17 protein-coding genes, 1 tRNA gene and 1 pseudogene are annotated in these 20,266 nt (G+C 65.4%); 17 read left to right on the top strand and 2 right to left on the bottom strand.

Translation table 11 applies throughout. The features are described 5' to 3' along the window. The first annotated feature begins 10 nt into the window (after nucleotides 1-10). From BMW54_RS07170 to BMW54_RS07100, 15 genes and pseudogenes are all read left to right on the top strand, one after another. On the top strand, nucleotides 11-739 hold the full coding sequence (locus tag BMW54_RS07170) for an NADH-quinone oxidoreductase subunit C (protein WP_090054183.1): 729 nt from the start codon (nucleotides 11-13) through the stop codon (nucleotides 737-739). A gap of 27 nt (nucleotides 740-766) precedes the next feature. Then, entirely contained in the window at nucleotides 767-1,996 is a 1,230-nt protein-coding gene (locus BMW54_RS07165) for an NADH-quinone oxidoreductase subunit D (protein WP_254779249.1), read from the top strand. Nucleotides 1,997-2,017: 21 nt separating this feature from the next. Beyond that, nucleotides 2,018-2,545, top strand: coding sequence for an NADH-quinone oxidoreductase subunit NuoE (gene nuoE / locus BMW54_RS07160; protein WP_090054179.1), 528 nt, complete (start codon nucleotides 2,018-2,020; stop codon nucleotides 2,543-2,545). 10 nt (nucleotides 2,546-2,555) lie between these two features. Beyond that, entirely contained in the window at nucleotides 2,556-3,899 is a 1,344-nt protein-coding gene (gene nuoF, locus BMW54_RS07155) for an NADH-quinone oxidoreductase subunit NuoF (protein WP_090054177.1), read from the top strand. Continuing rightward, nucleotides 3,896-6,211: an NADH-quinone oxidoreductase subunit NuoG gene (gene nuoG / locus BMW54_RS07150; protein ID WP_090054175.1), complete on the top strand. Its 2,316-nt coding sequence runs from the start codon at nucleotides 3,896-3,898 to the stop codon at nucleotides 6,209-6,211. Before nuoF ends, nuoG begins: the two co-directional genes overlap by 4 nt. Before the next feature lie 3 nt (nucleotides 6,212-6,214). After that, complete coding sequence (gene nuoH / locus BMW54_RS07145; protein ID WP_090054173.1) at nucleotides 6,215-7,237, top strand: NADH-quinone oxidoreductase subunit NuoH; 1,023 nt, start codon at nucleotides 6,215-6,217, stop codon at nucleotides 7,235-7,237. A gap of 6 nt (nucleotides 7,238-7,243) precedes the next feature. Continuing rightward, a complete protein-coding gene (gene nuoI, locus BMW54_RS07140; protein ID WP_090054171.1) occupies nucleotides 7,244-7,735 on the top strand; it encodes an NADH-quinone oxidoreductase subunit NuoI in 492 nt (163 codons plus the stop codon). Between the two features lie 19 nt (nucleotides 7,736-7,754). After that, nucleotides 7,755-8,408, top strand: coding sequence for an NADH-quinone oxidoreductase subunit J (locus tag BMW54_RS07135; RefSeq protein ID WP_090054169.1), 654 nt, complete (start codon nucleotides 7,755-7,757; stop codon nucleotides 8,406-8,408). Then, nucleotides 8,405-8,710 (top strand): NADH-quinone oxidoreductase subunit NuoK, encoded by a 306-nt coding sequence (gene nuoK / locus BMW54_RS07130; RefSeq protein WP_036112219.1) that lies wholly within the window; start codon nucleotides 8,405-8,407, stop codon nucleotides 8,708-8,710. Before BMW54_RS07135 ends, nuoK begins: the two co-directional genes overlap by 4 nt. Before the next feature lie 4 nt (nucleotides 8,711-8,714). Next, nucleotides 8,715-10,769 (top strand): NADH-quinone oxidoreductase subunit L, encoded by a 2,055-nt coding sequence (gene nuoL / locus BMW54_RS07125; RefSeq protein WP_090054167.1) that lies wholly within the window; start codon nucleotides 8,715-8,717, stop codon nucleotides 10,767-10,769. Between the two features lie 14 nt (nucleotides 10,770-10,783). After that, entirely contained in the window at nucleotides 10,784-12,295 is a 1,512-nt protein-coding gene (locus BMW54_RS07120; protein ID WP_090054165.1) for an NADH-quinone oxidoreductase subunit M, read from the top strand. Between the two features lie 12 nt (nucleotides 12,296-12,307). Next, a complete protein-coding gene (gene nuoN, locus BMW54_RS07115) occupies nucleotides 12,308-13,768 on the top strand; it encodes an NADH-quinone oxidoreductase subunit NuoN (RefSeq protein ID WP_090054163.1) in 1,461 nt (486 codons plus the stop codon). Between the two features lie 836 nt (nucleotides 13,769-14,604). Beyond that, nucleotides 14,605-14,681 (top strand) — tRNA-Met (locus tag BMW54_RS07110). Between the two features lie 62 nt (nucleotides 14,682-14,743). Beyond that, complete coding sequence (locus BMW54_RS07105; protein ID WP_090054161.1) at nucleotides 14,744-14,989, top strand: hypothetical protein; 246 nt, start codon at nucleotides 14,744-14,746, stop codon at nucleotides 14,987-14,989. A gap of 43 nt (nucleotides 14,990-15,032) precedes the next feature. Next, nucleotides 15,033-15,865, top strand: a pseudogene (locus tag BMW54_RS07100) (SulP family inorganic anion transporter). A 50-nt stretch (nucleotides 15,866-15,915) separates the two neighbouring features. Here the strand turns inward: BMW54_RS07100 and BMW54_RS07095 are convergent. Continuing rightward, the gene (locus BMW54_RS07095; protein ID WP_090054159.1) at nucleotides 15,916-17,007 is read right to left on the bottom strand and encodes a glycosyltransferase family 4 protein; all 1,092 of its coding nucleotides are present in this window, start codon (nucleotides 17,005-17,007) and stop codon (nucleotides 15,916-15,918) included. 332 nt (nucleotides 17,008-17,339) lie between these two features. On the opposite strand from BMW54_RS07095, the gene BMW54_RS07090 reads away from it, so the two are divergent. Together BMW54_RS07090 and BMW54_RS07085 are read left to right on the top strand one after the other, a co-directional pair. After that, on the top strand, nucleotides 17,340-17,927 hold the full coding sequence (locus BMW54_RS07090) for a YccF domain-containing protein (protein WP_254779137.1): 588 nt from the start codon (nucleotides 17,340-17,342) through the stop codon (nucleotides 17,925-17,927). A 2-nt stretch (nucleotides 17,928-17,929) separates the two neighbouring features. Beyond that, nucleotides 17,930-18,733 carry a hypothetical protein gene (locus tag BMW54_RS07085; protein WP_090054155.1) on the top strand — a complete coding sequence of 268 codons (804 nt, stop codon included), beginning with the start codon at nucleotides 17,930-17,932 and terminating at the stop codon, nucleotides 18,731-18,733. On the opposite strand, the gene BMW54_RS07080 is transcribed toward BMW54_RS07085, so the two are convergent. Then, the gene (locus tag BMW54_RS07080) at nucleotides 18,730-20,226 is read right to left on the bottom strand and encodes a GGDEF domain-containing protein (protein ID WP_090054153.1); all 1,497 of its coding nucleotides are present in this window, start codon (nucleotides 20,224-20,226) and stop codon (nucleotides 18,730-18,732) included. The two genes, BMW54_RS07085 and BMW54_RS07080, sit on opposite strands and share 4 nt — an antisense overlap. Nucleotides 20,227-20,266: the final 40 nt, after the last annotated feature.

Genomic DNA, 20,266 nt, shown 5'->3' with positions numbered 1-20,266 from the left:
GGCTTCGCACATGAGCGTTACTAACGAGACCTCGCTGGTCGAACGCCTCGGCGCGCGCTTCGGCGACATGCTGACGGTGAAGGTCGAGCGCAACGAAGTCACCGCCGAGGTGGCCCCGCGTGACCTGATCGCCGTCGCCACGGCGCTGCGCGACGAGGCGGGCTTCCGCTTCACGACCGTCATCGACGTCTGTGGCGTCGACTACCTCAGCTACGGCCAGACCGAGTGGGACACCGATACCGCGCAGGGCGAGAGCTTCTCCCGCGGCGTCGAAGGCCAGGCCGTCGGCCGCTTCACGTGGGCCGAGCGTCCGCGCGGCGTCGAGCAGCCGCGCCGCTACGCGGCCGTGATCCACCTGCTGTCGGTCGAACTCAACCAGCGCATCCGCCTGCGCGCGTTCTGCGAGGACGACGCGTTCCCGGTCGTGCCGTCGATCACGCCGATCTGGCCGGGCGCCGACTGGTTCGAGCGCGAGACGTTCGATCTGTACGGCATCATCTTCGATGGTCATCCGGATCTTCGCCGCATCCTCACCGACTACGGTTTCGTGGGTCATCCGTTCCGCAAGGACTTCCCGCTGATCGGCAACGTCGAGGTCCGCTACGACCCCGAGCAGAAGCGCGTCGTCTATGAACCGGTCTCGATCGAGCCGCGCGTGCTGGTGCCGCGCACGATCCGCAACGACGCCGACCTCGATCAGGCCAGGGCGGAATCCGCCGATCACTGGCGGGAGAATTAAGCCGTGGAAGAAATCCGCAATTACACGATGAACTTCGGTCCGCAGCATCCCGCTGCGCACGGCGTGCTGCGCCTCGTGCTGGAAATGGACGGCGAGACGATCGTCCGTGCCGATCCGCACATCGGCCTGCTGCACCGTGGCACCGAGAAGCTCGCCGAGTCGAAGCCGTTCAACCAGTCGATCGGTTACATGGACCGTCTCGACTACGTGTCGATGATGTGCAACGAGCACGCCTACGTGCGCGCCATCGAGAACCTCCTGGGGATCGAGGCGCCCGTCCGCGCGCAGTACATCCGCACGATGTTCGACGAGATCACCCGTATCCTGAACCACCTCATGTGGGTGGGCTCGAACGCGCTCGATCTCGGCGCGATGGCCGTGTTCCTCTACGCGTTCCGCGAACGCGAAGAACTGATGGACGTCTACGAGGCCGTGTCGGGCGCGCGCATGCACGCCACGTACTACCGCCCGGGCGGCGTCTACCGCGACCTGCCGGAGCAGATGCCGCAGTATCGCGAGTCGCCGTGGCACAAGGGCGGTGACCTGAAGCGCCTGAACGCGTGGCGCGAGGGGTCGATGCTCGATTACCTCACCGAGTTCACGAACGACTTCCCGAAGCGCGTCGACGAATACGAGGCGCTGCTCACCAACAACCGCATCTGGAAGCAGCGCACGGTCGGCATCGGCGTCATCGATCCCGAGAAGGCGCAGGCCTGGGGCATGACCGGCGCGATGCTGCGCGGTTCGGGCATCGCATGGGATCTGCGCAAGAAGCAGCCCTACGCCGCCTACGACAAGATGGACTTTGACATCCCCGTCGGCGTCAACGGCGACTGCTACGACCGCTACCTCGTGCGCGTCGAGGAAATGCGCCAGTCCAACCGCATCATCCGCCAGTGCGTCGAGTGGCTGAAGGCCAATCCGGGCCCGGTCATGGTGCAGAACTACAAGGTCGCGCCGCCCAGTCGTGAAGAAATGAAAAACGACATGGAAGCGCTCATCCACCACTTCAAGCTCTTCACCGAGGGCTATGGCGTGCCGGCCGGCGAGACATATTCCGCCGTCGAGGCACCGAAGGGTGAATTCGGCTGCTACCTCGTGTCCGACGGTGCGAACAAGCCCTTCCGCGTGCACCTGCGCGCGCCCGGCTTCGCGCACCTGTCCTCGATGGACGCGATCGTACGGGGCCACATGCTCGCCGACGTCGTCGCGATGATCGGCACCTACGATCTCGTCTTCGGCGAAGTCGACCGCTAAGTCGACGGAGTGAACTGAATCATGAAAGCCACCGGTCATTTCGAGCAGGTGAAGGACGTCGATCCTCTCGTCGCGCTCAACGATCACACCCGCAGCCACATCGACCACTGGGTGTCCAAGTTCCCGCCGGATCGCAAGCGTTCGGCGCTGATCCAGTCGCTCATGGGCGCGCAGGAACAGAACCAGGGTTACCTCACGGATGAACTGATCACGGCGGTCGCGAAGTACCTCGACCTGCCGCCTATCTGGGCGTACGAAGTCGCGAGCTTCTACTCGATGTTCGAGACCACGCCCGTGGGCCGCAACAACGTCGCCATCTGCACCAACATCTCCTGCTGGCTCAACGGCGCCGAAGGCCTCGTCCGCCATTGCGAGAAGAAGCTCGGTATCCGCACCGGCGAGAGCACGGCCGACGGCCGTATCTACCTCAAGCAGGAAGAGGAGTGCCTGGCGGCATGCGCCGGCGCCCCGATGATGGTCGTCAACGGTCACTACCACGAGAAGCTGACGACCGAATCGGTCGACGCGATCCTCGACGGTCTGAAGTGAGGTAAGGGCAATGGCTAGCACTACCGGTCCCGTCGGACCCGCTCCGCAGGAACACCAGGTCGTCTACACGACCCTGCATTTCGAAAAGCCCTGGGCCCTCGAGAACTACGAGAAGGTCGACGGTTACAAGGCGTGGCGCAAGATCCTGGCCGAGAAGCCGGATCCGGCCGCGCTGATCGAAGAGATCAAGAAGAGCTCGCTGCGCGGTCGCGGCGGCGCAGGCTTCCCCACGGGCCTGAAATGGTCGTTCATGCCGCGCAACGCGCCGGGGCAGAAGTACATCCTGTGCAACTCGGACGAATCCGAGCCGGGCACCTGCAAGGACCGTGACATCCTGCGGTTCAATCCGCACGCGGTCATCGAAGGCCTGGCGATCGCGTGCTACTGCACGGGCTCGACCGTCGCCTACAACTACCTGCGTGGCGAGTTCCATCACGAGCCGTTCGAGCACATCGAAGAGGCGCTGAAGGAAGCCTACGCCGCGGGCCTGCTCGGCAAGGACATCGCCGGTTCGGGCATCGACGTCGACATCTACAACGCCCTCGGCGCCGGCGCGTACATCTGCGGCGAAGAAACCGCGTTGATGGAATCGCTGGAAGGCAAGAAGGGCCAGCCGCGCTTCAAGCCGCCGTTCCCGGCCGGCTTCGGCCTGTACGGCCGTCCGACCACGATCAACAACACCGAGACGTACGCCTCGGTGCCGGCGATCCTGCGCAACGGCGCGGAGTGGTTCCTCAACATCGGCAAGCCGAACAACGGCGGCCCGAAGATCTTCTCGGTCTCCGGCCACGTCAACAACCCGGGCAACTTCGAGATCAGGCTGGGCACGTCGTTCGCCGACCTGCTGCAGCTGGCCGGCGGCGTTCGCGGCGGCAACAAGCTCAAGGCGGTCATCCCGGGCGGCTCCTCGATGAAGGTGCTGCCGGCCGAGAAGATCATGGAATGCACCATGGACTACGACTCGCTGCAGAAGGCGGGTTCGGGCCTGGGTTCCGGCGCCGTGATCGTGATGGACGAGACGACCTGCATGGTCCGTGCCTGCCATCGCATCTCGCGCTTCTACAAGGCGGAGTCGTGCGGCCAGTGCACCCCGTGCCGCGAAGGCACCGGCTGGATGTACCGCGTGCTCTCGCGCATCGTGGAAGGCAGGGGCACGGAAGACGACCTGCATCGCCTGAAGGCCGTGGCCGGCCAGATCGAAGGCCACACCATTTGCGCGTTCGGCGAAGCCGCCGCGTGGCCGGTGCAGGGCTTCCTGTACCACTTCTGGCACGAATTCGAATACTACGTGAAGCACGGCCGTTCCATCGTCGACGGCCCGGCTGACACGGTCACCACTGGAGTCGCTGCATGAGTGCGCAGCCCGTAGCCAATGCCGCGCCGGACCTCGTCAACATCGAGATCGACGGCGTTCCGGTGCAGGTAGCCAAGGGGTCGATGATCATCCAGGCGGCCGACGCCGTCGGCATCCCCATCCCGCGCTTCTGCTACCACCGCAAGCTCCCGATCGCCGCCAACTGCCGCATGTGCCTGGTGGAGATCGAGAAGATGCCGAAGCCCGCGCCGGCCTGCGCCACGCCGGTGGGCGAGGGCATGAAGGTCTTCACGCGTTCGGACAAGGCGCTCAAGTCGCAGCGCAACGTGATGGAGTTCCTGCTCATCAACCATCCGCTCGACTGCCCGATCTGCGACCAGGGCGGCGAGTGCGAACTGCAGGACGTCTCCCTCGGTTACGGCCGTTCCGTGTCGCGCTACAACGAGCGCAAGCGCACCGTCGCCGACGAGAACATCGGGCCGCTGATCGCGACCGAGATGACGCGCTGCATCCAGTGCACGCGCTGCGTCCGCTTCACCAGCGAGATCGCCGGCACGTACGAACTCGGCGGCATGAGCCGTGGCGAAGGCCTGGAGATCGGTACCTATATCGGCAAGACGATCGAGAGCGAACTGTCGGGCAACATCATCGACGTCTGCCCGGTCGGCGCGCTGACCAACAAGCCGTTCCAGTTCCAGGCGCGCGCCTGGGAACTGATCGCCCGCCCGTCCGTCGGTTACCACGACGCGCTGGGCTCCAACCTGTGGATGCACACGCGTCGCGGCGAAGTGCTGCGCAACGTGCCGCGCGACAACGAGACGATCAACGAGTGCTGGCTCTCGGACCGTGACCGCTACAGCCACCAGGGCCTGTACGCGGCCGATCGCGTCAAGGCGCCGATGGTCAAGCGCAACGGCCAGTGGTCGACCACCACGTGGGACGACGCGCTGTCCGTCGCCCGCGAGGCGCTCAAGAGCGTCGCCGGTTCGGATCTGGGCGTGCTCGTGCACGGCGCCACCTCGAACGAGGAGGGCGAGCTCATCGTCCGTCTCGCGCGCGGCCTCGGCAGCGCGCACGTCGACCATCGCCTGCGTCAGCTCGACTTCGCCGACAACGCGTTCGCGAAGCCGTTCGCCTCGACCATCGCGTCGTTCGACACCGTGAAGTCCGCGCTGCTCGTGGGCTCCGACCTGCGCCACGAAGTCCCGCTCCTCAACCACCGCATCCGCCAGGCGGTGAAGAAGGGCGCGAAGGTGTACGCCGTCAACCCGGCGCACTTCAACTTCAACTACCCGCTGGCCGGTGAGTCCGTCGCCGCGCCGCACGCGCTGGTGAACGAACTCCTCGTCCTGGCGAAGGCCGCCGGCGAGAACGGCGCGACCGTGCCGGAGTCGATCGCCGCCGCGCTCGCGGGCGTCGAGACCACCGACGCGCATCGCGACGCCTTCAAGGCGCTGTCGACCGATGGCGCGGTCGTGATCCTCGGCCAGGCCGCGGTCACGCACCCGGAAGCGTCGTGGCTGCGCGCCATCGCCCGCTTCATCGCGCAGGCCGCCGGCGCGGCGTTCAACGAGATCCCGGTCGGCGCCAACGCGCTCGGTCTCGCCTCGGTCGGCGTGCTGCCGACGGCGGGCGGTCTCGACGCGCGCGCCATGCTGGCGCAGCCGCGCAAGGGCTACATCCTCTACAACGTGGAGCCGCCGCACGACTTCGCCGACGGCGCGCTCGCGCAGCAGGCGATGCACTCGGCGCAGACCGTCGTCGCGTTCGCCGCCTATGCGAGCGACGCGCTGAAGGACTCCGCGGACGTCATCCTGCCGATCGGCCTCACGCCGGAAATCGACGGCACGCTGGTCAACGTCGAAGGCAACGCGCAGGCCGTCGTGGCCGGCGCGAAGGCGCCGGGCGAGGCACGCGCGGGCTGGAAGGTGCTGCGTGCGCTGGGCGGTTCGCTGGGTCTGCCGGGCTTCGAGTTCGACGATCTCGCGGGACTGCGCGAGGGCCTCACGGAGCGCGCTTCCGAGGCTCGCGCGCAGCTGGCGACGCGTGGGTCCGGCGTAACGTTCTCGCGCCTGGCCACCACGCCGATCTATCGCGGCGACGCGGTGCTGCGTCGTGCCGGCGCGCTCAACGCGCATCCGCTGAACCGTCCGGCCGCCATCCGCATCAACGCGGATGACGCCGCCACGCTCGGCCTCGCCGCCGGTGGCAACGCCCGCATCGGCGACGCCGTCCTGCCGGTGGCGATCGATGCCGCGGTGCCCAACGGCGCCGCGTGGATCGAGGCCGCGCATTCCGAAACCGCGATGCTGCCCCCGTACGGCGCGGCCATCACCCTGAGCAAGGCGTAAACCATGGCCGATCAACTCTTCGACCACCTCTTGCTGCCGGTGCTCTTCATCCTGGCGATCGTGCTGCCGCTGGTCATCGGCGTCGCACTCTACGTCTGGTGGGAACGCAAGGTGCTGGGCTGGATGCACGTGCGCATGGGGCCCAACAAGGTCGGCCCCGCCGGCCTGCTGCAGGCCTTCGCGGACGTCGTCAAGCTGCTGCTGAAGGAAGTGGTCCTCCCGACCAACGCGAACAAGTTCCTGTACTACCTGGCGCCGATGTTGGCCCTGGTGCCGGCGCTGTGCGCGTGGGCCGTGGTGCCCTTCAGCCCGGGCGTGGTGCTCGCGAACGTCAACGCCGGCGTGCTCTACCTGCTGGCCATGACCTCGATGGGCGTCTACGGCATCATCCTGGCCGGCTGGGCGTCCAACTCGCGTTACGCCATGCTCGGCGCCATGCGCGCCGCGGCGCAGGTGATCTCGTACGAGCTGGCGATGGGCATGTCCATCGTCTGCGTGCTGGTGCTGACGGGCAGCCTGAACCTGACGGCCATCGTCGACGCCCAGGCGGGCGGGGCGCTCAGCTGGTACTGGATCCCGCTGCTGCCGGTCTTCGTCATCTACTTCGTGTCCGGCGTGGCCGAAACCAACCGCGCGCCGTTCGACGTCGCGGAAGGCGAATCGGAGATCGTCGCCGGTTTCCACGTGGAGTACTCCGGCTCGCCGTTCGCGCTGTTCTTCCTGGCCGAATACGCCAACATGATCCTCGTGAGCTTCCTCGCCTCGATCCTGTTCGTCGGCGGCTGGCTCTCGCCGTTCCCCGAGTCGTGGGGCGTCCTCGGCCACGCCAGCTTCCTCTGGCTGTTCGCCAAGGTCTTCGTCTTCGCCTTCCTGTTCCTGTGGTTCCGCGCGAGCTTCCCGCGCTACCGCTACGACCAGATCATGCGTCTCGGCTGGAAGGTCTTCATCCCCATCACCATCGTCTGGGTCCTCGTCGCCGGCTGCATGAAGTATTTCGGCTGGGTCCACATCGGCACGGGAGCCTAAAGAGCCATGTCCCGCGTAACCCATTATTTCAAGAGCCTGCTGCTGCTCGAGCTGTTCAAGGGCATGGGCCTGACCATGCGCTACATGTTCAGCCCCAAGTACACGATGCGTTATCCCTTCGAGCACATCCCGAAGTCGAACCGCTTCCGTGGCCTGCATGCCCTTCGCCGTTACGCCAACGGTGAAGAACGCTGCATCGCGTGCAAGCTGTGCGAGGCCGTGTGCCCCGCGCTGGCGATCACCATCGACTCGGCGCCGCGCCCGGAAGACGGCCAGCGCCGCACGACGCGTTACGACATCGACCTGTTCAAGTGCATCTTCTGCGGTTTCTGCGAAGAGAGCTGCCCGGTCGACTCGATCGTCGAGACGCACGTGCACGAGTACCACTTCGAGCACCGTGGCGAGAACGTGGTGACCAAGGCCCAGCTGCTGGCCATCGGTGACCGCTTCGAGCAGGACATCGCCGCCGCCCGCGCGCAAGACGCGGCTTACCGCTGAGCGCACGGAGACCTACGCGATGAATACCGATCTGCTCCAACTCATCTGTTTCTACCTTTTCGGTGGGGTGGCCGTCATCGGCGCCCTGATGGTCATTGCCGTGAAGAACTCGGTCCACGCCGTGCTCTCGCTGGTGCTGACCTTCTTCAGCATGGCCTGCGTCTGGCTGCTGGCCGAAGCCGAGTTCCTCGCCATCGCCCTCGTGGTCGTCTACGTGGGCGCGGTGATGGTGCTGTTCCTGTTCGTGGTCATGATGCTCGACATCAAGCAGGAGGTCGTCCGCGAGGGCTTCATCCGCTACCTGCCGGTCGGCATCGTCGTGGCCGTGGTCATGCTGGTCGAGATGCTGGCGATGATCGGCGTGAAGTCGATGCACGCCCACACGCTGGGTCCCAATCCGGCGGGCGAGTCCAACGTCGCCTGGCTCGGCAAGGCGCTCTACACCGACTTCCTGCTGCCGTTCGAGATCGCCGCGCTGATCCTCACCGTCGGCATCGTCGCCGCCGTCGCCCTGACGCTGCGCCAGCGCCTCGGCGTCCGTCATCAGTCGGCGTCGCAGCAGGTCGTGGTCCAGGCCACCGACCGCGTCCGCGTCGTGAAGGTCCCGGTCGAACAGCCGGCCTCGGTCTCGCCGGCCCCGGTCGTCGCGCCCCCGCAGGAGAATGCCCCGTGATCACGCTTTCCCATTACATCGTCCTCGGCGCGATCCTCTTCTGTATCGCGGTCGCCGGACTCTTCATCAACCGCAAGAACGTGATCGTGCTGCTGATGGCGATCGAGCTGATGCTCCTGGCGGTGAACACCAACTTCGTGGCCTTCTCGCGCTTCTTCGGCGACGTCGGCGGCCAGGTCTTCGTGTTCTTCATCCTCACCGTGGCCGCGGCGGAATCCGCCATCGGCCTGGCGATCCTGGTCCTGCTGTTCCGCAATCGCAGCACGATCAACGTCGCCGAAATCGACAGCATGAAGGGTTGATCCGATGAGTCTCTCGCTTTCAATCCTGCTGACGATCGCGCTCGCACCGCTGGCGGGCTCGATCCTGGCCGGCCTCTTCGGCAAGCTGATCGGCCGGGCAGGGGCGCACACCGCGACCATCCTCGGTGTCGCCATCGCCTGCGGCCTGTCGTTCCACGTGCTCTACCAGCTCGTCTGGGGCGGCGCGCAGAACTTCAACCAGGATGTCTACACCTGGTTCGAGATCGGCAACTTCCACGCGTCGGTCGGCTTCATGGTCGACCGCCTCACCGCCATGATGATGGTGGTGGTCACCTTCGTGTCGCTGCTGGTGCACCTGTACACCATCGGCTACATGTCGGACGACCCGGGCTACCAGCGCTTCTTCAGCTACATCTCCCTGTTCACCTTCTCGATGCTGATGCTCGTCATGAGCAACAACTTCATGCAGCTGTTCTTCGGCTGGGAAGCGGTGGGCCTGGTGTCGTACCTGCTGATCGGCTTCTGGTACAAGCGCTCGACGGCGATCTTCGCGAACCTCAAGGCGTTCCTGGTCAACCGCGTCGGCGACTTCGGCTTCCTGCTCGGCATCGCCGCGATCCTGTTCTTCCTGAAGACGCTCGACTACCAGACCGCGTTCGACGCGGCGCCGACGCTGGTCGGCAAGACGCTGCAGATCACGCAGAACCACGCGTGGGATGCCGCCACCGTGATCGGCATCCTGCTGTTCATCGGCGCCATGGGCAAATCCGCCCAGGTCCCGCTGCACGTGTGGCTGCCGGACTCCATGGAAGGCCCGACCCCCATCTCGGCGCTGATCCATGCCGCCACGATGGTGACCGCGGGCATCTTCATGGTCGCGCGCATGTCGCCGATCTTCGAGCTGACCGAGGGCGCGCTCTCGTTCATCCTCGTCATCGGTTCCACGACCGCCCTGTTCACGGGCCTCATCGGCATCGTGCAGAACGACATCAAGCGCGTCATCGCGTACTCCACGCTCTCGCAGCTGGGCTACATGACCGTCGCGCTGGGCGTGTCCGCCTATAGCGGGGCCGTGTTCCACCTGATGACCCACGCCTTCTTCAAGGCGCTGCTGTTCCTCGGCGCGGGTTCGGTGATCATCGGCATGCACCACGAGCAGGACATGCGCTACATGGGCGGCCTGCGCAAGTACATGCCGGTCACGTGGATCACGATGTGGATCGGCTCGCTGGCCCTCGCCGGCACGCCGTTCTTCTCGGGCTTCTACTCGAAGGACGCCATCATCGAGGCCGTCGGCGAGTCGCATCGCTGGGGCGCGAACTACGCATACTTCTGCGTGCTGGCGGGTGTGTTCGTCACTTCGCTGTACAGCTTCCGCCTGCTCTACATGACCTTCCATGGCAAGGAGCGCTTCACGGTGGAGCACAAGGCGCATGGCCACGGCCACGACGCCCATGCGGACCATCACGACGACGCGCACGACGACCATGGCCATCACACGCCGGGCGTCCTCGAGCACGCGCCGCACGAATCGCCCTGGGTCGTCACGGTGCCGCTGGTGTTGCTGGCCATCCCGTCGATCCTCATCGGCTTCTTCACCGTTGGCCCGATGCTCTTCGGCGACTGGTTCGGCAAGGCGATCCACGTCGACGAGGCGAACAACGTCCTGGGCGAACTCGCGCACGAGTTCCACGGCGCCTTCGGCATGGGCCTGCACGGTTTCACGGCCGCGCCGTTCTGGCTGGCGTTCGCCGGCTTCGCGGTGGCGACCTACGTGTACCTGTTCAACCCGACCGTCGCCGACAAGGCGAAGAGCGCGCTGAAGCCGGTGTACGAGGTGCTGAACCAAAAGTACTGGATCGATGAACTCTACTTCGCGGTGTTCGCGAAGGGTGGCGTGAAGCTCGGCGAAGGCCTCTCGAAGGTGGGCGACGCCGCCATCATCGACGGCGCCATCGTGAACGGCTCGGCCGGCCTGGTGCAGCGCATCGCGAGCGGCACCCGCCGCCTGCAATCCGGATTCCTCTTCCACTACGCCTTCGCCATGATCCTCGGCCTCATCCTGCTTCTCGGCGGGTACTGGCTGATCGGGCAATAAGGGAAACGAGCTCTATGTCGAATCACTTGCTCAGCCTGCTGATCTGGCTTCCGGTCGTCGGCGCCATCCCGGTGCTGCTGGCCGGCGCCGGTCGCCCAGGCCTCGCCCGCTGGATCTCGCTCCTGGTCGCGGTCGCCACGTTCGCCGCCAGCCTGGCCCTCCTGCCCGCCTACGATGCCGCCACCGGCACGCTCCAGCTCTCGGAATCGATGAGCTGGATCCCGTCGCTGGGCATCAACTACTCGCTCGCGGTCGACGGCATCTCCGTCGCCCTGATCGTCCTCACCACCTTCGTCCAGATCCTGGTCATCGTCGGCGCGTGGGAAGTCATCCAGAACAAGCCGCACCAGTACATGGCCGCGATGCTGGTTCTCGAGGGCGCGATGGTCGGCGTGTTCTGCGCGACGGACGCGATGCTGTTCTACGTGTTCTTCGAAGCGATGCTGATCCCGATGTTCATCCTCATCGGTATCTGGGGCGGCCCGCGCCGCGTCTACGCGACGCTGAAGTTCTTCATCTACACGTTCTTCGGCTCGATCTTCATGCTGATCGGCCTGATCTACCTGTATCACAAGACCGGCGGCAGCTTCGCCATGTCGGACATGGCCAACGTCCACCTGACGATGACCGAGCAGACCTGGCTGTTCTTCGCCTTCCTGCTGGGCTTCGCGATCAAGGTGCCGATGGTGCCGGTGCACACCTGGCTGCCCGACGCCCACGTCGAAGCGCCCACCGGCGGTTCGGTGGTGCTGGCGGCCGTGATGCTGAAGATCGGTGGCTACGGCTTCCTGCGCTTCAGCCTGCCGATCACGCCGGACGCCTCGCACGAGTTCGCGTGGCTGATCATCGTGCTCAGCCTGATCGCCGTCTGCTACATCGGCTACATCGCGCTCGTGCAGCAGGACATGAAGAAGCTGGTGGCGTACTCGTCCATCGCGCACATGGGTTTCGTCACCCTGGGCATCTTCATGGGCTTCCTGCTGGTCCGTGAGACCAACGATCCGGATGCCGCGCGTCTCGGCATGCAGGGTGCGATGGTCCAGATGATCTCGCACGGCTTCATCTCCGGCGCGATGTTCAGCTGCATCGGCGTGCTCTACGACCGCCTGCATTCGCGCCAGATCAAGGACTACGGCGGCGTCATCAACGTGATGCCGGTCTTCGCCCCGTTCTACGTCCTGTTCGCCATGGCCAACAGCGGTCTGCCGGGTACGAGCGGCTTCGTCGGCGAGTTCATGGTCATCCTCGCCGCCTTCAGCGCCAATCCGTGGATCGCGCTGTTCGCCGCGTTCACGCTGATCATCGGCGCCGCGTACACGCTATGGATGGTGAAGCGTGTCCTCTGGGGCGACATCACCAACAAGCACGTGGCGGAACTGAAGGACGTCAACGGTCGCGAGATCTTCATGCTGAGCGCGTTCGCCGCGGGCGTGCTGCTCTTCGGCATCTGGCCCGAACCGCTGGTCCACCTGATGGACGCCTCGGTCGCTCGTATCGTCGAGCAGCTGGCCATCACCAAAGTCTGATCGGGAATAATCATGCCGAGTATCAACGACATCCTGATCCTGCTCCCCGAGGTCTACCTCGTGGTCGCGGCCTGCGTGCTGCTCCTGCTGGATGCGTACCTCAAGCCGGGCCAGAAGGGCACGGTCCACTGGCTCTCCATCCTCGTGCTGCTGGTCGGCGCGTATCTGGTCGTCAGCGGGTCGCCGACGCCGCCGGTCACCGCGTTCAGCGGCATGTTCGTCCGCGACGGTGTCGCGGAGGTGCTGAAGCTGTTCTCGCTGCTGATCACCGCGGTGATCTTCGTCTACGCGCGTCCGTACCTTAAGGAGCGGGCGATCCCGTTCGGCGAGTTCTACACGCTGACGATCTTCGCCACCGTCGGCATCATGTTCCTGGTGTCCGCCGGTAGCCTGGTCACCGTCTACCTGGGCCTCGAACTCCTGACGCTGTCGTCGTACGCCCTGGTCGCGCTCAACCGCGATTCGCGCCTGTCGTCCGAAGCGGCGATCAAGTACTTCGTCCTGGGCGCGCTCGCCTCCGGCATGCTGCTGTACGGCATGTCCATGGTGTATGGCGCCACCCACAGCCTCGACCTGCACGCGATCCACGCCGCGATCGTCGGCGCCGAGTGGAAGACGCTGCTGCTGTTCGGCCTGGTCTTCATGATCGTCGGCATCGGCTTCAAGCTCGGCGCGGCGCCTTTCCACATGTGGATTCCGGACGTCTATCAGGGCTCGCCGACCGCCGTCACCGTGTTCATCGGTTCGGCGCAGAAGCTGGCCGCGTTCGGCATGGCCTACCGCCTGCTGTCGACCGGCATGGGCGACATCGCCGGCGGCACGTCGGGTCTCGCGCCGCAGTGGCAGCTGATGCTGGCCGTGCTCGCGGTGCTGTCGCTCGCGATCGGTAACCTCGTCGCCATCGTGCAGACCAACCTGAAGCGCCTGCTGGCTTATTCGACCATCTCGCACATGGGTTACCTCCTGCTCGGCCTGGTGAACGCCGGTCCGGAGGGCTATTCGGCCGCGATGTTCTACGCCGTGAGCTACGCGCTGACCAGCGCCGCCGCGTTCGGCATGATCCTCGTGCTCTCGCGCTCGGGCTTCGAGTGCGAGGAGATCGACGACCTGCGCGGCCTGAACCAGCGTTCGCCGTGGTTCGCCTTCATGATGCTGCTGGTGATGTTCTCGCTCGCCGGCGTGCCGCCGCTGTTCGGCTTCTTCGGCAAGCTGCTGGTCCTGAAGGCCGCGGTCGACGCGGGCATGCTGTGGCTCGCCATCGTCGGCGCGGTCGCGGCCATCATCGGTCTCTACTACTACCTGCGCGTGGTCAAGGTCATGTACTTCGACGCGCCGGCCGAAGGCACCGACGTCCACGCCACCGCCGATGCCCCGGCCCGTTGGGTGCTGTCGATCAACGCCCTCGCGCTGCTGATCCTTGGCTTCACGTGGGCACCGCTCCTGGCCTGGTGCCAGCGCGCCTTCGGCGGCTGATCGATCCGCCAATGTCGAAAAGGGGGCGCCGCGAGGCGCCCCCTTTTCGTTTCAGCCTCGCCGAAACCGCAACCCTCACCGTCATACCGGCGCACGCCGGTATCCACGGCCTCGGTGCACGGTTTTCGCGACACGCCACACGCCAGAAACGTCGTCGCGAAAACCGATCGCCTCGCCGTGGACCCCGACGTGCGCCGGGGTGACGAGCCGGAGGAGTCGCGGCATCCCTCACCGTCACGGCGGCACAAGTGGAACGTCGCGGCGCCCCTCACCGTCATACCGGCGCACGCCGGTATCCACGTCCTCGGTGCACGGCTTTCGCGACACGTCACACGCCAGAAACGTCGTCGCGACAACCGATCCCCCCGCCGTGGACCCCGGCGTGCGCCGGGGTGACGAGCCGGAGGAGTCGCGGCACCCCTCACCGTCATGTCAGCAAAAGCGGAACGTCGCGGCATTCCTCACCGTCATACCGGCGCACGCCGGTATCCACGGCCTCGGTGCACGGTTTTCGCGACACGCCACACGCCAGAAACGTCGTCGCGAAAACCGATCGTCTCGCCGTTGACCCCGGCGTGCGCCGGGGTGACGAGCCGGAGAGTCATGGCACCCCTCACCGTCATACCGGCGCACGCCGGTATCCACGGCCTCGGTGCACGGTTTTCGCGACACGCCATACGAGGGCAGGTCATCACGACAACCGGTCGCGCCGGTGCGCGCCGGGGTGACGATGACGACGGGTGGCAAACAACCTCGCTTCGAGCCCCTTGTCACAAAAATGTATGACGAAGGGCTTGCAAGAATTCGGCCACGTCGCTATACTTTTTTGACTCTGATGCGGGGTGGAGCAGTCTGGCAGCTCGTCGGGCTCATAACCCGAAGGTCGTAGGTTCGAATCCTACCCCCGCTACCAGTTTTCCTAAAAAGCGCGAACCTCACGGTTCGCGCTTTTTTCTTGTGAGCGAGGATCCGCCCATGGCCTGGGAACACATCCTTTCGGAGAACCTCACGACGACCGCCGTCGGCGTGCTGATCGTGGTGGTGTCGTTCAACCGGTTGCTCGCACTCCTCTGGCCGTTCGCGCTGCTGATGCCGCTCGTGCCGATCTTCTCGCTCGCGTACTCGGGTTACCCCGACGGCGTGTTCATGTGGAGCTACGTGCCCATCGGGATCGCGATCTACGCGCGGCGGAAGATCGGCACCTTCCCAAAAAACCCTTGAAACATGGCGGGGCGAGGCCCTCCCGAAGACGACGAACGTGTCGATGACTTCCCGCCTGGGCCAGGAATGGTTCGGCGATATCCGTGGCGACGTACTGTCGGGTCTCGTCGTCGCGCTCGCCCTGATTCCCGAGGCGATCGCGTTCTCCGTTATCGCCGGTGTGGATCCGAAGGTGGGCGTACTCCAGGTGATCATCGGTGCGCTGAAGCTCGACTCGCTGATGCGTTTCGCCTCGCGCGTTCGGTTTTGACGGGGTTCGTCAACGCGCTTGCTTTCCTCATCTTCATGGCACAGCTGCCCGAGCTGATCGGCGTGCCGTGGCCGGTCTATCCGGTGACCGTGGCGGGCCTTGCGATCATCTCTTTGTTCCCATACGTCGCGCGCGCGATACCGTCCCCGCTCGTGGCGATCGTCGTGCTGACGATCGTGGCCGTCGTATTTGGCATGGACATCCATCGCGTCGGCGACATCGGCGCGTTGCCCGATTCCCTGCCGCATTTCCTCTTGGCCGACGTGCCGCTGAACTGGGAGACGGCGAAGATCGTGCTGCCGACGGCGGCGACGCTCGCCGTGGTAGGCCTGCTCGGATCGATGATGACGCTGCAGATCGTCAACGACATGACCGATACGCGCGCCGACAAGAATCGCGAATGCATGGGACAGGGGCTGGCGAACATCGTCACCGAGGTGCACGTCGACGTGTCGGAGGCCCACTTCTGGGATCTGACCGCGGTTGGCTTCTTCGAGAAAGTGATGTCGAAGTTCCGCCTTGCGGGCGAGCGCATCGAGATCGTCGGTATGAACGAAGCGAGCGCAGCGCTCGTGAAGCAGTTGGGAGCCGCATGTTCCGACGGCGCGCCTGCGGGCGCGCATTGAACCTGCGGCCGTCGGGTGCATCGGCGCGCTCGGTACGAACTATCGACCGGTCACCTTGCGTCGAACGAGCGCTCGTCAGAGCCAATGGCATCGGCGAATCGCTTTGCGACCATTTTCCAGTCGTACCTTTGCACGTGCGCCAGGCCCTGCCTGCCATACGCTTCCCGTCGCGAAGGATCCGTCAGGAGTCGAATCAGCGCGTGTGCGAGAGAGGCTACGTCGCCGGGCGGCACCAGCCATCCGGCGCGTCCATGAGGCACGACTTCCGGGATGGCGCATGCACTCGTCGCGACGATGGGCAATTCGCTCGCCATGGCTTCGAGGAACACGATTCCAAAGCCCTCCTGGATGCTTGGTAAACAGAACACGTCGGCATGCCGGTAAAGGCGGATCAGCGTGTCATCGTCGGCTACGTTGCCTAGCAGCGTTGTGACGTCGCCGAGCCTGAGTTCGTCGCGCATGCGCATCAGGTTGCCGTGCTCCGGGCCGTTGCCGACGATGACTGCGCGGGCCCCAGGTATCACTCGCCGGATCAACGGCATGGCGTGAAGAAGATCGGCCACATGTTTTCGTGGGTACTGTCGCGCTACGCAGAGAATGGTTGCGCCAGTGTCTCGACGATGTTCAGACAAGAGAACCCGTCGCCAGTGGTCGAGGTCGATACCTTCCGGCACGAGGCGGATGCGTTTCTCCAGTACGCCGTAGTGCTCGACGATAGCCTTGCGGCAATAGTGCGATGTCGTAACGACGATATCCGCGCGGCGGGCGTTATGCCGTTCCAATAGCGATAGCGCCCGTAGTACAGCGCGGGTCCGGCCTCGCTCGTGGCGGGCTTCTTCTGCGAGCACACCTTTGATACTCACGATGTAGGGAACCTTTCGCGTTCGGCCAGAGCAGAGGAATCCGTCATAGTCGAACCCCACGACAATGTCGTGCTTCGAGACGTCGAGACGAAGCGGAAGTGCTGCATTGAAAAAAAGGCGTCGCGCTGTCGTGTTCCGAGGCCAGGTGCCTCGAGGAGACATGACGGAGACTCGTTCGCCTTGATCGGTCAACGCGTTCCGGAGGCCTCGAATGCCGATGGCGGTTCCGCTCCCCTCGATACTGCTCTGCGGCCATGAGTCTATGAAAGCGATCTTCACGGCTCTTTTCTCCAATCCGATGGATCGACTGGCGCGATGGACCCGCGCCGTGCATGCGAGAAACGATCTAACCGAGGACGTACATCGTCGTCCGGATTCGACCTCCGTACTGATCGACCTCGCAGAGGGTGCGTTCCGACGCTGCCTTCAGGTGGAAGGGGGCTTCAGTGAGGACGACGCCACTGTGGTAGGGCAGGCGCGTCTCCGCGCCCATGACCTTGTCGACATGGGGGGTGAACGCCATCTTTCGATGGCATGCCGTCGAATCATGGAAGGTCCTTTTCTCCGGTCGCTGGTTCGGCCTTCCGCGGCATCGCTTGCCCCGGGAGTGCGTGTCCAAGGTCGCGTTCGGGCACCGGTCGCGCAATCTGTCGAAGGTCGTAAGGCGAGCAGGCGCGCTTTCGGCACTTGATCCGACGCGTCGCGAACGCTACGTTCGCGCCTCCATCCACAAGGAGTGCGGCGTGAAGACCATCGGAAACATCATCTGGTTCGTGTTCGGCGGGCTCGTCATGGGCCTGGGCTGGTGGCTTGCCGGCCTGATCTGCTTCATCACCATCGTCGGCATTCCCTGGGGCCGTTCCTGCTTCGTGATCGGCTCGTTCGCGTTCTGGCCGTTCGGCAAGGAAGCGGTTGACCGCCGCGACCTCACGGGGCGCGGCGACATCGGCACCAGCGTGTTCGGCACGGTCGGCAACATCGTCTGGTTTGTCTTTGCCGGCATCTGGCTGGCCATAGGCCACGTGTGCTCGGCCATCGCCTGCTGCGTCACGATCATCGGCATTCCGTTCGGCTGGCAGCACCTCAAGCTTGCAGGCATCGCGCTCGCGCCGATCGGCAAGACGGTGGTGAGCACCGACGTTGCCGAAGCCTCGCGCCGGATGAACGCGGAAGCCGCCGTTCTTCGGGCACGCGCCTGAGCATGGCTGCACGGTTCATGCGCCTGCTCCGGAGCGGGCTGGCGGTTATCGCCATCACCGTGTCGATCAGCGGTTGCACCCGCGATGCGATGATCGAGAAGTTCACGCCGCACCCGGAAGCCGAGCAGGCGAAGAAGGCGATCGACGACTGGCGCATGGGGCGCCTGGCGGACCTCCGCCCGCAACTATCGCAGGAACTCGCAGCTCAGGTCACGGACGAGCAGCTCGCCGTCATGGCGGTCGGGTTCCCGCGTGGCGAGCCGCGCTCCGTCAGAGTGATCGGAGCGACGACACATTTCCAGTCCGATACCCGTCGCTACGACGTCACGTATGAGTATGACTTCGACGGTCGCTGGTTCGTGGCGAGCGCCGTGATCCTGAAGGTTGGCGACATCGCCCGGATCGCCGGACTGCACGGGCAGATGCGTTCGCAGTCGATGGAGCAGGTCAACGCGTTCACGCTCGCGCACAAGGGCGGACTGCATTGGCTGATGCTGTGCCTTGCCATCGCCGCCCCGGTGTTCTGTCTGGCGGTTTTCGTGATCTGCATCAGGACGCCCTTCCGTCGCCGGAAGGTGTGGTGGGCGCTGTTCACGCTCGTCGGTGTGTGCACGGTGCATTTCAACTGGACGACGGGGCAGGCGGACTTCACCCCGCTCTCGTTTCAGCTGCTGGCGGCGTCCACGGCGGCCGTACCGTTCGGCCCATGGATCCTCGGCGTTTCGGTGCCGTTCGGCGCCATCATGTTCCTGATTCGTCGCAAGGCTCTCGTCGCGAGGGCCAGAGCCGAATCTACGGCTGCCTAACCGGGCAGGGGCAGGGCGACCTCGGGTTCGCCGCTGGTCGCATAGCGGTTACGGCCCGCGCTCTTCGCGAGATAGAGCGCCTGGTCCGCGTGACGGACGAGGTCGCGTGCGTCGGCGGACACCGCGGTAGCGACCCCGATGCTCACCGTGACCCGGCCGTCGATGCCGTGGTCGTATTCGAGCAGGGCGTCGTACACGGCGCGCGTCATGCGTCGCGCGACGACCTGCGCGCCCTCCGCTGGGGCCAGCGGCAGCAGGGCGATGAATTCCTCGCCGCCGTAGCGCGCGATGAAATCGGCCGGTCGGCGCAAGGCGCCCGCGAGGAGGCGTGCGACCGCTTTCAGGGCGATGTCGCCTTCGGGGTGGCCGCGCGTGTCGTTGAAGGTCTTGAAGAGGTCGACGTCGATCATCAGCGCGCTGATCGGTTTGCCGTCGCGCGAGGCCTCGCGGACACGCTCCGCGAAGGCCTGTTCGAACGCGCGGCGGTTAGGGATGCCCGTGAGCTCGTCGAGCAGCGAGACGCGCTCGACCGCGGTCAGCGCGTCGGACAACCGGTCGCGCGTGGCGGCGAACCAGAACTGCGTCTGCACCACACGGACGACGTAGCAGAGCATGGCCAGCGCCATGACGATGCGTCCGAACATCCCTTGCGAGTCGCGGATGCCGAGGCTCAGCGCGAAGATGGCCGCCAGCAGGAGGCCGGGCGCGAATCCGGCCGCCAGCTGCCGCGCCCATAGCCTTCCCGCAGGATCGAATGCGCGCGGCGTGCGGCCGTGGTGGAGCAGGCAGAGCAACGCGGCGAAGGGCAGGGTGGGCAACACGTCCGCGAGCTGGCGGAGGACGGGCAGGTCCGGGTAGAGCTCGTCGTGATTGTGGATGCCCGCCGAGAGGGCGTACAGGCCGAGGAAGATCGTCGTCAGCCGGAAGAACCGGTACTCCTTCTCGTCCTGCGCGGCGAAGGTGCGGATGAGGAACGTCAGGAAGAGGAAGACGTTCTCGACGTCGAAGGCGACGACGACCCAGACCATGTCCTCGTTCTTCAGGAAGCCGTTCCCGTCGCTGAGGTCGCGCACGCCGAGGTAGCAGAGGATGACGAGCAGAATGAGAAGCGCCCCGTCCACGACGCGGCGCGCCGGGGTGGTGGGTTCGTCGCGCGTCGCGACGGCCGCGTAGAGCAGCGGCAGCCCGAAGCTGACGAACAGCACATAGGTGGATATGAGGTTCTGTTCCGTGCCGGACCGGGCGATGGCGTAGCCCATGCCGGCGACCCAGCAGGCGAGGCCGAGCGCGAGGCAGGCCATGGTCCGCCGGTCGTACGAGGGCCATCGCAAGGCGGCCACCGCGGCGAGGCAGGCAAGCCCGGACGCCGTGAGCATCAGGTAATAAGCCAGTTCCGGAAGATCGCGACCCGCGACCAGCGGCGCCAGGACCTGCACCAACGGAAAGGCGAGGAGCACGGCCCCATAGCCCAGGTATCGCCCCAGCGTTCGCATACCTGTGCTTCCTCCCCCTCAAGTGGCGCGCAGGCGTGCA

Source organism: Luteibacter sp. 329MFSha, assembly GCF_900111665.1.
GTDB lineage: Bacteria > Pseudomonadota > Gammaproteobacteria > Xanthomonadales > Rhodanobacteraceae > Luteibacter.
Note: the sequence above shows the minus strand (reverse complement) of the source record. Positions and strands in the feature narration are given on the sequence as shown.